This is a genomic window from Bradyrhizobium sp. ORS 375, assembly GCF_000239775.1.
Lineage (GTDB): Bacteria > Pseudomonadota > Alphaproteobacteria > Rhizobiales > Xanthobacteraceae > Bradyrhizobium.
This window is the reverse complement of sequence record NZ_CAFI01000465.1, coordinates 1-11,939: the sequence shown is the minus strand read 5'-3', so window position 1 is coordinate 11,939 and position 11,939 is coordinate 1. Positions and strand designations below refer to the sequence as shown.

Sequence of the window (11,939 nt, the reverse complement as noted above, 5' to 3'; positions counted from 1 at the left end):
AACGATCGTCCGCCTCTCGGCCCCGAGCCGGCGGAAGCCAAGCCGGTGCGTCCGCCACGGCCCGAGGCGCCAGCCCCCGCTGCAACTCCAGCTGGGCCAGGGCGGCCTCAGCCGATCCCGACCGCTGGCGCCGACGCGCCACCGCCGGTACGCGAGCGTCCGGCCGCTCCGCGCCGTGCGCCTGATACCAACGGCCCGGCTGCCGCAACGCCGTCGATGCGCGGCTTCCGGGACATCACTGCCGATGTCGATGATCTCGGCAAGGCCACGGCCCAAGCCAACCGCGCCGCGCGCAAGACCTACGCCAATGTTCCGGCCACCGATCTCGATCGCCTCGAGGGCGACGATGATCGGCCGCCACTGCCCGCCGAGCCGGCCTATTCCTATGACGAGTCGGTTCAGGAGGCGGAGCGCTATGCGGTGCCGGCCACCGCCTCGGCCCGTCCCAGGGCGGCGGCTGGAGAGCGCGAGGTCAAGAAGAAGTCCGAGCGCAGCGGCTCGACCTTCCCGTTCAAGATGGCGATCGCCGCCGGCGTCTTGCTGATCCTGGTCGGCGCCGGCATCCTGTGGGGCCGGCCTTTGGTCGGGGCCGTGACCGGATTGTTCAAGTCGACCGCAACGGTCGAGGCGCCGAAGGACACCGGCGCGCCGCTGAGCAAGCCCAAGATCACCGACCGCGTCGGCCAGTCGCCGAGCTCGGACCAGATCGCGCCGGTGGCGCAGAAGGTCGTGCTGTATGACGAGGATCCGGGCGATCCGAAGGGCAAGCAATATCTCGGGTCGGTGGTCTGGCGCACCGAGCAGATCAAGGCGACGGGCACGCAGAAGGCCGACATCGCCGTGCGTGCGGACATCGAGATTCCGGACCGCAAGTTCAAGATGACGATGTCGTTCCGCCGCAACACCGACACCTCTTTGCCGGCGAGCCACACGGCCGAGCTGACCTTCATCCTGCCGCAGGATTTCTCCGGCGGCGGCGTCGGCAATGTACCGGGCATCCTGATGAAGTCCAACGAGCAGGCGCGCGGCACACCCTTGGCGGGTCTGGCCGTGAAGGTGACGGACGGATTTTTCCTGGTCGGCCTCTCCAATGTCGACGCCGACCGGACCCGCAACGTGCAGCTCCTGAAGGAGCGCTCCTGGTTCGACGTTCCGCTGGTCTACAGCAATCAGCGCCGCGCGATCATCGCGATCGAGAAGGGAGCGCCCGGCGAGCGCGCCTTCAACGACGCGTTCGCGGTGTGGGGAGACTGACCGGACGGCAGGTGCTTCGCGCGTTCGGCGGATGAGCGAGGCAGGAGGTGTGGCATGAAGCGTTATCTGATCTTCGTGGCCGTCGGCCCGGCACTGGGCGGCTTCGCGCTGCTGCTGGTGACCACCTACATGTCCGGCTACTGGACTGAGACCAATCCGGGCGAGGTCGCCAAGCTGTTCAAGGTGTTCGTCACCTCGCTGCAGTTCAGCTATCTGTTCGGCTTCCTGCCGGCGCTGATGATGTGCGCCATCGACGACATCCTGTTCCACGTCAGGCGGATCGGGCCGGTGCTGCGGATGCTGATCGTCGGCGGCATCGCGTTCCTGCTGGCCGGCTTCAACTATGCATCGCACGGCGCTGAAAACGGCGCCCTGCAGTGGGTCCTGTACGGCCTCGTCGGCTTCATCCCGGCGACAGTGTCCTCCTGGCTGGTGCACAAACTCGTCGACGAGACGCCGCCAGCGGCCATCGCTGAGCCGCCGACGGCGTAGCGCGATCGGATGCGCCGATCGCGCTATCTCCCATTGCCGCGACAGCGGCCGTAGGGTCCGATGTGGAAGCCGCGTGGGCAGGCGTGCGCTGCGGGGTTGGCGAAGTTGCGCAGGCAGCCGCCATAGGGCCCCCGGTGCCAGCCCCGGCCACATCCGCCGGCGACCTGAATGACCTCAGGGTTCGTTCCGGTGTCGATCGCCGCCAGCGGCATCGCGGATGCGCCGGTGGTGAGGATGCCGAGGATCAGGCTTGCCAGCAGCAGCGGGCTTTTGAGCGTCGTACGCATCGATGATCTCCCTGGTGTGACTTAGCCGCCCGCCGCGAAGGCGATGCCGGCACGGACTTCTGCGATCGCCTGGTCGATCAGCCCCATGGCGCGCTCGCGGTGACCGCCCTTGTTCGGTGTCGCCTGAGCCAGCTCGGCTCGCGCCGATTGCAGCAGGGTGACGCTCGCAGTCATGTGCGGCTGCGCGCCGAGCGCATAGCCGATTCCGATGCCGATGGTGAGGGCGGCGCCGAGGCCAAGCTTGCGGGCCGCGGAAGATAAGGTCATCTCAATCTCTCCTCGCACTCATAGCTGTTCGACTTGAAAGGTGATGGCCGCAACGCATTTCGGCGTGCGTCCATCGGAATCGGTATTTGAACCAGTTGTCGCCGTCTTGGACTCATTGGCATGAACGGGCCGGCGACTTGGACTGATCGGCGCTTCCGCCCCGTCCTAATGAGCATGGCTGGCTTCAGCGGTCGTTCATCCCTTGCCTGCCAGATTGATCCCGCAGAATTTCCCTCGCCTCGGGTCCGATTGCGATGACCATTGTCAGGAAAATGCTGTCGACCGATATGCTGCCGAAAGAGCTCGACGACAGGCAGCGCTTCTTGTGCTTTGCGGAATTGTTCGAGCACTTCTCCAACACCGGCGAGCTCGATCCGGCCGATGACGTGCCGTTTCGCGCCGCGATGAACGCCATTCACATCGGCACGACCCTTCTCGGCCGTTGCGACGGCACGTTCACGCGCGTCCGGCGCGAGCGGCGCCAGGTGCTGGCAACCAATGACGATCGCTATTGCCTGGCGCGCAACACCGGCGTCCGCGAGGCGATGGTCGTGCATCGCGGACGCGAGTTCGTTCTTCGCCCCGGCGCCATGGTGCTGCTGAAGCTGGACGAGCCGTTCTTCAGCGCCGACGGCGCGAGCCACAAGCGCTTCGTGAACGTGCACCTGCCGATGATGACGCTGCGCTCGATGGTGCCCGGCGTCGATGACCTTGTCGGACGGGAATTGGAGCCGGGCGGGGCGCTGTCGCTCGCCATGGACTACAGCGAGCTGCTGCTCGCCCGCCCCGGCGCGGCAGATGAAGCGGGGATGGCGATTGCGCAGCATCTGCTCGACCTCGTGGCGCTCGGCCTCGGCGTTCGCGGCGATGTGATGCACGCGGCCCGGCGCGGCGGCCTGCGCAGCGTTCGCCTGAGCGCCGTGCTCGCGATTCTGAACGAGCGTTTCGCCGAGCCGGACTTCTCGGCGCAGAAGCTTGCGATCGCCGCCGGCCTGTCGGAGCGTTACGTCAACGATCTGCTCCATGAGGCCGGAGCCGGCTTCTCGGCGCGCCTCAACGAGCTGCGCCTGCGCAAGGCCATGGACCTGCTGTCCCGGGAGGAGCGCCGGATCAGCGACATCGCCTTTGGCTGCGGCTTCAACGACCTGTCCTATTTCAACCGCTGCTTCCGGCGCCGTTTCGGGCTGACCCCCACCGGCGCGCGGGGGCGCTAGGCGGCGCGCGGCGGCCATTCGACGCAACTTGTGTCCCGCCTCGCGCGTTGCCATCTCATGGCCATGCAGAACCAGAGTCCCACTTCGCCCCGCCGCGCCTCCGGACGTGCCTCGCAGGCGCATTTCGACGCCAGGGAAGCGCGTGGGCCGATCATCGACCAGGACGGACGGGAGATCCCGCAGGGCGCGTTCCAGTCCTCGTTCAACGGCGCCTTCGTCGGACCCGGCGGCGTCCGCTTCGACTTCCAGGGCGCCAACCCGTTCGGCAACCTGACCCGCGAGCAGCGCATCGCCCGGCTCGAGGCGGTGGCGAAGCTGCTCGATGTCGCCTTCGTCGTGCCCGGCACCAACATCCGCTACGGCATCGACGGCATCATCGGCCTGATCCCGGTGGTCGGCGACCTCATCGCCACCGCGCTGTCGCTGTGGCTGGTGCGCGAGGCCCGCGCGCTCGGTGCGCCCTGGCACGTCATCACCCGCATGCTCGGCAATGTCGCGGTCGAGGGCGTGATCGGCATGGTGCCGGTGGCCGGCGACGCCTTCGACGTGCTGTTTCGCGCCAACATGCGCAACGCCAAGATCCTGCGGCGGTGGCTGGATACGCAGCCGCGGTGAGCGGCGGCAAAAGCCAATAAAAGTGCTCCCAGAAAAAAACTGCCCCGCACTGGGCGGGGCAGGGTGTCGTCTATTGGTCTGGCTGCCGTCAGGCCGCATCGGCGTCGGGCGCCTTCTCGGCTTCGCGGCGCGGCAGCGGGAACGCCTCGCTTTCATACAGGGTACGGATGCCGTTCTGGTCGAACCGGGCTTCCTCGACCTGCAGATAGGCGCCATTCAGCGAGTCCGCCGGCAACTCCTCCATGGCGAAGCGCACGGCCTCGGCCGCGGTGCCGAACCGCCGATAGGCGAAGCCCGCCCGCTTCTTCTTGCGAATGGCGGCGGGGAACAGTTCGGCAGAGGTGTTGAAGTTGAACGGACGCATTGGACGCATGGTCTGAGACCTCTTCTTGTCGGCTAAGAGCGCTGACGCGAGCTTTCGAACGATCAAGCTTGGCAATGACGCCAGCGATTGCGGGTGTGGAGGGCGGTCATCTTGCCGCTCCAGGCGGCCCAGCCCTGCATGTCAGTTACGACCCCTAATATAGGCCGATTTGACAGAAATGCGAATCCTGCCGGGTCACATCGTAAATCTGCGCTCGCCGCAAGGCTTTTGAAATATCCTATTTTTTCAACAACTTAATTGCTCTGCAACTTGTGAATGCAGGGGAGCTTCATGCGCACAGCGAAATTCTGGCGCGTTGTGACTGATTTTGCCCCCGCTCAGTGCGTCGACCGGGGTCCGCCGGCCCCCGGATACCGTCAATGGAACGGCACCGGAGGGCGGGTTCGCAGGGTCACCGCGGCTTCAGCTTCAATGCCGCCGAGTTGATGCAGTAGCGCAGTCCGGTCGGCCCCGGGCCGTCCGGGAAGACGTGGCCGAGATGGCCCGAGCATTTCGAGCACAGCACCTCGGTGCGGACCATGCCGTGGGTCGTGTCGGTCTCCTCGTCGATGTGGCTCTCCTTCGCCGGCTGGGTGAAGCTCGGCCAGCCGCAGCCGGAATCGAACTTGGCATCGGATTCGAACAGCGCCTGTCCGCAGCCGGCGCACACATAGGTCCCGGCACGGTGGTCATGCTCGTACTCGCCCGAGAACGGGCGCTCGGTCGCCTTCTCGCGCAGCACGGCGTACTGCATCGGCGTCAGCTCGCGGCGCCACTCGGCCTCGCTCTTGACGACCTTGTCGCTGGTCCGGGGGGCGCTCGTCTTGGTGTCGCTCATCGTCTTGTTCCTCCGGCGGACCCGAATGGTCCGCCCTTCTCATTAATCGCGTCCGCTTCGCCCGATCGCTTCAGTTGGTCGCCTCAATTGGTCGCCTTGGCGTCCCTGACCAGCGTCGGCTTGTCGATGTAGTTCTCGGCGAAGATCTTCTTCAGATTGTCGATTTTCGGCAGGTCGTTATAGGCAATATAGGGCTGGTTCGGGTGCAGCGTCAGGTAGTCCTGATGATAGTCCTCGGCCGGGTAGAACGCCTCGAGCTTGCCGACCTTGGTGACGATCGGCTTGCCGAACACCTTGGTCTTGTCGAGCTGGGCGATATAGGCGTCGGCAACCTTCTTCTGCGCCTCCGACGTCGTGAAGATCGCCGAGCGATATTGCGGGCCCGAGTCCGGGCCCTGGCGGTTCAGCTGGGTCGGGTCGTGCACGACGGAGAAGAAGATCTGCAGGATCTTGCCGTAGGAGACCTTCTTCGGGTCGAACTTGATCTGCACGGACTCGGCGTGCCCGGTGCTGCCGCTCGACACCGTGCGATAGTCGGCCGTGGCCCTGGTGCCGCCGGCATAGCCGGACACCGCGCTGACCACGCCGGCGGTGTGCTGGTACACGCCCTGGACGCCCCAGAAGCAGCCGCCGGCGACGACAGCCGTTTCGAGGCCATCGCCAGCCGGCTGATCCAGCGCCGGGGGCGGGATCACGACCGCTTCCTCGGCGGCGTGCAGAGGCTGCCAGGCCAGGATGCCGACGGCCGCCATTGCACCGAGCACGGCCGTTTTCAGGAACAGGGAGCGGGTGAGGCGCATCTTCGATCCTCGTTTCGGTTGTCGATCTCGTCTTGCCGGCCGAAACACTGGCCCGGTCCGGCCTCTGCTGCAAGATACGCCGCTGCTCTACGGGCGTTACAGAGGCCCCCACACGACTGCGTGAACGGCCGGCGCTTTGCGGAGACGTCGTGATCCGGGTTTTCGCCCCTGGTCTTGACCGAACCGCGACGATATTCGTTCGACAAACGCTCGACCCGTCCGCCACGCGAGATCCATCCTGGCCATGCCGCGCCTCCTGCCGACGCTTCTCCTGCTGTTCTGCTCTGCCATCCCCGCCTTGGCCGGCCCCGTTCTGAGCGATGATCTCGCCGTCTGTCGCAGCCGACAGGCGGATCTGGCGACGCGGGCAGTGGCCTGCGAGCGGCTGCTCGACGGCGGCAACCTGACCGGCAAGGACCTCGCCAACGCGCTCGACATTCGCGCCGTGGTCGCCATCAACAAGCGCGAGGACGACAAGGCGATCGAGGCGCTGACGGCGGCGATCGCCGCCGACGCCGACAACATCATGATCCTGAACCGGCGGGGCTATGTCTACGAGCGCAAGGGCAAGGATGATCTGGCGCTCGCCGACTACGACGCCGCGCTGCAGAAGCGGCCGAACTTCGGGCTCGCCTACAACAACCGCGGCACCATTCATCTGCGCCGCGGCGCGCTGCAGAGCGCGCTCGACGATTTCAATGCCGCCGTCCGCACCGCCCCGGCGCTGTATCTCGGTTACATCAATCGCGGCCGCGTCCGCATCCTGATGGGCGACTATGACGGCGCGCTGGCCGATCTCGAGCAGGCCGAGAAGATCGATGCGGCCGCGCCGGTGACGGCGGTGTATCGCAGCGACGCCTTGACCGCGATGGGCCGGATCGAGGAGGCGATCGCCAGCTGGAATGGCGTCATCGAGAAGTCGCCGAAGAACCAGTATGCCCTGACCGGGCGCGCCGACGCTTATCTGCGCAAGGGCGATCTGGACGCGGCGCTGAAGGATCTCAATGCCGCCCTGGCCATGAACCCGAACAACGTCCGCGCCCATGCCGGTCGGGGCCAGCTGTTCGAGAAGCGCGGCAATCTCGCCCAGGCCCGCGCGGATTATCGCGCCGCCGCGTTCGCGCTCACCACCTTCGATCCGGTCGAGGTCGCGCGCGCCCGCAAGCTGGCGCAGGACCGTCTCGCGGCGCTCACGCCGCAGACGCCGGGCGGAGCGCCAACCGTCCGACGCGTCGCGCTGGTCATCGGCAATGGCGGCTACAAATCCGTGCGCCCGCTGCCGAACCCGCCGCGCGACGCCAAGCTGATCGCGGACACGTTGCGCGCGACCGGCTTCCAGTCCGTGACGCTGGTGAACGATCTCTCGCGTGACAAGTTCTTCGAGGCGCTGCGCAGCTTCGAGGCCGAGGCGGAGAAGGCGGACTGGGCCGTGGTCTATTATGCCGGACATGGCTTCGAGATCGGCGGCGTCAACTACCTGGTGCCGACGGATGCGAAGCTCGCGGCGGACAAGGATGCCGAGACCGAGGCGGTCGCGCTCGAGCAGGTGCTCGCCGCCGTCAGCGCGGCGCGCAAGCTGCGCCTCGTCATCCTGGATGCCTGCCGCGACAACCCGTTCGCGCCGGGCATGAAGCAGACGCTGGCGCTCAAGCTGGTCGACAAGGGCTTCTCCAACATCGAGCCCGGCGCCGGCATGATGGTGGTCTACGCCGCCAAGCACGGCGCCACCGCGCTCGACGGCGACGGCGGCAACAGCCCGTTCGCCACCGCGCTCGCCCGCACCATCAAGGAGCCGCGCATCGAGGTGCGCAAGCTGTTCGACATCGTCCGCGACGATGTCTGGGCCGCCACCAAGCGACGCCAGCAACCCTTCACCTACGGCTCGCCGCCGGGACGCGAGGATTTCTTCTTCGTCGCGGCGGAGTGAGGGGCGGTGGGCAGAAAGCCTTATTGGCGCCAATGCTGATTGAACAGGTGACATCAGCGCCGTCCTCCGCTGTCGTCCCGGCGAACGCCGGGACCCATAACCACCGGCCGTGGTTTGGTACGCAAATGTCAGCCATGTCGCCTCCACCACTCCCGCCGCGGAGTATGGGTCCCGGCGTTCGCCGGGACGACATTGTTAGTTGTGGCGCGACCTGGCCAGACATGACGACTGTTTCAGACGTGACTGCTCGTTCTCGCGGCCCATCGAGCCCGAGCGATGCTTGATCCTCGTCCCTCCGATATCGGAGGGCGCAGGGAAGGCCGGGTGCCGACCGACACCCATGGTCCGCGTGCAGCAAATAAGCACGCGGCAGAACCACAGGTTCAGCCGGATCATCCCGGCCTTCCCTGCGCGATGGTGTTAACGCTTATACGTGCTCTCCCCGGGGACCGGCTGTCTTGCCCCCGTCACCGGCGGATCATCATCCCCGCCGGCTTGGCCTCAGCGTCGGGAGGCCAGGACCACACGCTTTCGCCGTCCGCGCCATGCCGTTCGTCCGCAGGCCTTCGCCCGCTGCAGCATGTCGCGTCCATCGCCTCCCCGGCCCCACGTTCGTGACGATCGCGAAGCGCCCCTCCTGGCGGGCTGGGATGCGCGGAAAGGTGCCAGTGATTTGCCCGACGGCACAAGGCCCGTCGGGATGCGACAAAATAACCCGACGGGCAAAAGGGAACCGCAGCGCACACTCAGACGATGTCACCGCTACGCGAACGATTGCGAGATCCGCGTCATGCGCAGCGCGACAGGATCTGTCATGAACGCTTGTAGCCGTCAGGAACTAATCAGTTCATTGGTATCGAACCCTTCTTCGTCATTGCGAGCGCAGCGAAGCAATCCAGAGTCCCGCCCACCACTCTGGATTGCTTCGCTGCGCTCGCAATGACGCCGTGGCTGACAACGGGCGACGCCACTCAAGCTGAATCGTAGGGTGGGCAAAGCGGCCGCCGCAACGCGGCGGCGTGCCCACCATCGGGCGGCGTGGTCGCGGTGAGACGGTGGGCACGGCGCCGCTGCGATCGTGCCGGTTGAAGGCGCGGGATTGCGCCTTTGCCCACCCTACGGGAGCGGGGCCGTGGGGATTGGACCGCGCCGCGCTCAGCTGGCATGCTCCTCGCGTTCGTGGATGACGCTGGCGCGGCCGACGATGAGGTCGTCGACATGGCCGATGCGCGAGACGTCCTTGCCGGCATAGGGGAGGGAGTGCAGCACGCAGCGCATCGCATTGAGACGGGCGCGCTTCTTGTCGTCGGACTTGATCACGGTCCACGGGCAGTCGGCGGTGTCGGTGGAGAAGAACATCGCCTCCTTGGCGCGGGTATAGTCGTCCCATTTGTCGAGGGAGGCGGTGTCGATCGGCGACAGCTTCCACTGTTTCAGCGGATGCGCCTCGCGCTCCTTGAAGCGGCGGCGCTGCTCCTCGCGGCTGACCGAGAACCAGAATTTGATGAGATGCATGCCGCTGCGCACGAGGTTGCGCTCGAACTCCGGCACCTGGCGCAGGAACTCGTCATATTCGGCCTGCGAGCAGAATCCCATCACGCGCTCGACGCCGGCGCGGTTGTACCAGGAGCGGTCGAACAGCACGATCTCGCCCGAGGTCGGCAGGTGCTCGACATAGCGCTGGAAGTACCATTGGCCGCGCTCGACGTCGCTCGGCTTGTCGAGCGCCACGACGCGCGCGCCACGCGGATTGAGATGCTCCATGAACCGCTTGATGGTGCCGCCCTTGCCGGCGGCGTCGCGGCCCTCGAAGAGCAGCACCAGGCGCTGGCGCGCGTCCTTCATCCAGTTCTGCAGCTTCAAAAGCTCGGTCTGCAGGATGAACTTCTGCTCCTCATAGTCCTTGCGATACATGCGGTATTTGTAGGGATAGCCGCCCTGGCGCCAATTGTCGGCGAGTTCGTCGGAGGTGTGACGCTTGTCGCGCTTGGCCTTGCCGTCGATCAGCGCCTTCATCAGCTTGGCATCATCAGGCGAGGCGCCGTCGAGCATCGCCTTGACCGGCGCGCTGTCGGCATCGAGTGCCGGCGGTCCGTTCAGCACGCGTTCGAAGGCCGACAGCTCGGTGATCTGCGCCGCCTGCGTCGATTCGTCGATCAGCGACTGCGCGATCGGATCGAGCTTCGCGGCGGATTGTCGGCGGGCGACATTGGCCCGCGCGCTCGCGCGTTTGGTGCGCGCCCCCTGGGAAGCCGTGCCTTTCGTGGTCTTCTTTGCCATGCGATTCCGCCCCGCCTGTTGGTGTCGTGCAGAGATGTGAATCGATTTTTATCCGCCAAGCGCAGTGCGGCAGGTTGACCTGGATCAACGGGTCGCAGGCTGTTGCGGGAACAGAGCAGGGCGATACCGTTCTTGGTCAAATTGGTCTTGAGCCGAACCCCCGTCATTCCGGGGCAAGGCCGCAGGCCTTGAACCCGGAATCTCGAGATTGTCTTGCGTTCGTTGCTAACAAGCTCGGGATTCCGGGTTCAATCGCCAGAGCGCAAGGGCGCTCTGACGATTGCCCCGGAATGACGAGGGGTGTGGTATCAGTAGTGCGACAGGCTCACACCACGATCGACAGCCGCTTCGCGGCCCGCGTAATGCCGGTATAAAGCCAGCGGGCGCGGCTCTCCTGGAAGGCAAAGCTCTCGTCGAACAGCACGACGTCGTCCCATTGCGAGCCCTGCGACTTGTGCACGGTCAGCACATAGCCGTAGTCGAACTCGTCGTACGGCTTGCGCTGCTCCCACGGAATGTCCTCGATGCCGCCGGCGAAGCACTCGCCGCGCACGGAGACTTTCGTCACCTTGCGGCCGAAATCCTCGTCGGGCGCCACGCGCATCGTGACGATCTTGGACTTCGAGGTCGCGCGCGACTTCACCCGCCACAGGCCGCCATTGAACAGGCCCTTCTTGCGGTTGTTGCGCAGGCAGACCAGCTTGTCGCCGGCCACCGGCAGCGCGTCCTCGATGTCCAGGCGCTGGCGAAAGCGGTTGTTGTAGGCGCGGCGGGTGGCGTTGCGGCCGACCAGCACCTGGTCGGCCTCCATCACGCGTGACGGATCGAGCTCGCGGCGCTCCACCACCTCGCTCTCGCCGTAGCGGCCGATGTCGAGCGTGTTGCCTTCGCGCACATCCATCGACATCCGCACGATCGGATCGTCCTGGGCCTGGCGGTGCACCTCGGTCAGCATCACGTCGGGCTCGCTGTCGGTGAAGAAGCCGCCGCCCTTGACCGGCGGCAGCTGGGCGGGATCGCCGAGCACCAGCAGGGGGCAGTCGAACGAGAGCAGGTCGCGGCCGAGATCGGCGTCGACCATCGAGCACTCGTCGATGATGATCAGCTTGGCCTTGGACGCCGGCGCATCGTCCCACAGTTCGAAATTCGGCTGCTCCTCGCCGCTCTCCTGGGCGCGATAGATCAGCGAGTGGATGGTCGAGGCGTTGTCGCAGCCCTTGCTGCGCATCACGAGCGCCGCCTTGCCGGTGAACGCCGCGAACTTGACCTCGCCATCGACGCCCTCGGCGATGTGGCGGGCCAGCGTGGTCTTGCCGGTGCCGGCATAGCCGAACAGCCGGAACACCTGCGGCGTGCCGTTGCGGCCGGGCTTGTCCTTGAGCCAGTCGGCGACGGCCTTGAGGGCGGAATCCTGATGCGGGGAGAAGGTGGTCATGGCTCACGGGGAAGGAGCCGCGGCGCGACTCGGGACATTCCGTGAACCTAAGGGCTGACGGGGAGAGATCAAGCGCTGATCAGGAAGAGATGCAGCCGCTGGCGCGATCATTGTTCATGGAAGCCGAGCGCGTGCGACCCGGACGGTGCGCCCCCCCCTTGCGGGG

The 11,939-nt window shown here is 66.2% G+C and carries 12 protein-coding genes; 5 read left to right on the top strand and 7 right to left on the bottom strand.

Going from position 1 to position 11,939, the window contains the following annotated elements:
- Together BRAO375_RS31790 and BRAO375_RS31785 are read left to right on the top strand one after the other, a co-directional pair.
- Positions 1–1,254, top strand: a 1,254-nt coding sequence (locus BRAO375_RS31790) for a hypothetical protein (RefSeq protein WP_052536169.1), incomplete at its 5' end; no start/stop codon positions are given.
- A 54-nt stretch (positions 1,255–1,308) separates the two neighbouring features.
- A complete protein-coding gene (locus tag BRAO375_RS31785; RefSeq protein WP_009031533.1) occupies positions 1,309–1,746 on the top strand; it encodes a DUF5413 family protein in 438 nt (145 codons plus the stop codon).
- A 23-nt stretch (positions 1,747–1,769) separates the two neighbouring features.
- Here BRAO375_RS31785 and BRAO375_RS31780 read toward each other — a convergent pair whose 3' ends face one another.
- Positions 1,770–2,033, bottom strand: coding sequence for a GCG_CRPN prefix-to-repeats domain-containing protein (locus BRAO375_RS31780; protein WP_009031532.1), 264 nt, complete (start codon positions 2,031–2,033; stop codon positions 1,770–1,772).
- A 21-nt stretch (positions 2,034–2,054) separates the two neighbouring features.
- On the bottom strand, positions 2,055–2,300 hold the full coding sequence (locus tag BRAO375_RS31775; protein WP_009031531.1) for a hypothetical protein: 246 nt from the start codon (positions 2,298–2,300) through the stop codon (positions 2,055–2,057).
- Positions 2,301–2,554: 254 nt separating this feature from the next.
- Between BRAO375_RS31775 and BRAO375_RS31770 the strand changes: the two genes are divergently transcribed.
- Both BRAO375_RS31770 and BRAO375_RS31765 read left to right on the top strand, forming a co-directional pair.
- Complete coding sequence (locus BRAO375_RS31770) at positions 2,555–3,514, top strand: helix-turn-helix transcriptional regulator (protein ID WP_035643247.1); 960 nt, start codon at positions 2,555–2,557, stop codon at positions 3,512–3,514.
- 63 nt (positions 3,515–3,577) lie between these two features.
- Positions 3,578–4,129 carry a DUF4112 domain-containing protein gene (locus BRAO375_RS31765; protein ID WP_009031529.1) on the top strand — a complete coding sequence of 184 codons (552 nt, stop codon included), beginning with the start codon at positions 3,578–3,580 and terminating at the stop codon, positions 4,127–4,129.
- Between the two features lie 88 nt (positions 4,130–4,217).
- Here BRAO375_RS31765 and BRAO375_RS31760 read toward each other — a convergent pair whose 3' ends face one another.
- The 3 genes from BRAO375_RS31760 to msrA form a co-directional block, all read right to left on the bottom strand.
- Positions 4,218–4,502 carry a hypothetical protein gene (locus tag BRAO375_RS31760; RefSeq protein ID WP_175345403.1) on the bottom strand — a complete coding sequence of 95 codons (285 nt, stop codon included), beginning with the start codon at positions 4,500–4,502 and terminating at the stop codon, positions 4,218–4,220.
- A gap of 403 nt (positions 4,503–4,905) precedes the next feature.
- On the bottom strand, positions 4,906–5,331 hold the full coding sequence (gene msrB / locus BRAO375_RS31755) for a peptide-methionine (R)-S-oxide reductase MsrB (RefSeq protein ID WP_009031527.1): 426 nt from the start codon (positions 5,329–5,331) through the stop codon (positions 4,906–4,908).
- Positions 5,332–5,414: 83 nt separating this feature from the next.
- Positions 5,415–6,131 (bottom strand): peptide-methionine (S)-S-oxide reductase MsrA, encoded by a 717-nt coding sequence (gene msrA, locus BRAO375_RS31750; protein WP_009031526.1) that lies wholly within the window; start codon positions 6,129–6,131, stop codon positions 5,415–5,417.
- A 244-nt stretch (positions 6,132–6,375) separates the two neighbouring features.
- On the opposite strand from msrA, the gene BRAO375_RS31745 reads away from it, so the two are divergent.
- The gene (locus BRAO375_RS31745; RefSeq protein WP_009031525.1) at positions 6,376–8,058 is read left to right on the top strand and encodes a caspase family protein; all 1,683 of its coding nucleotides are present in this window, start codon (positions 6,376–6,378) and stop codon (positions 8,056–8,058) included.
- Between the two features lie 1,155 nt (positions 8,059–9,213).
- On the opposite strand, the gene ppk2 is transcribed toward BRAO375_RS31745, so the two are convergent.
- Together ppk2 and BRAO375_RS31735 are read right to left on the bottom strand one after the other, a co-directional pair.
- A complete protein-coding gene (ppk2, locus tag BRAO375_RS31740) occupies positions 9,214–10,338 on the bottom strand; it encodes a polyphosphate kinase 2 (RefSeq protein ID WP_009031524.1) in 1,125 nt (374 codons plus the stop codon).
- A gap of 325 nt (positions 10,339–10,663) precedes the next feature.
- Positions 10,664–11,773 (bottom strand): ATP-dependent DNA helicase, encoded by a 1,110-nt coding sequence (locus tag BRAO375_RS31735; RefSeq protein ID WP_009031523.1) that lies wholly within the window; start codon positions 11,771–11,773, stop codon positions 10,664–10,666.
- Positions 11,774–11,939: the final 166 nt, after the last annotated feature.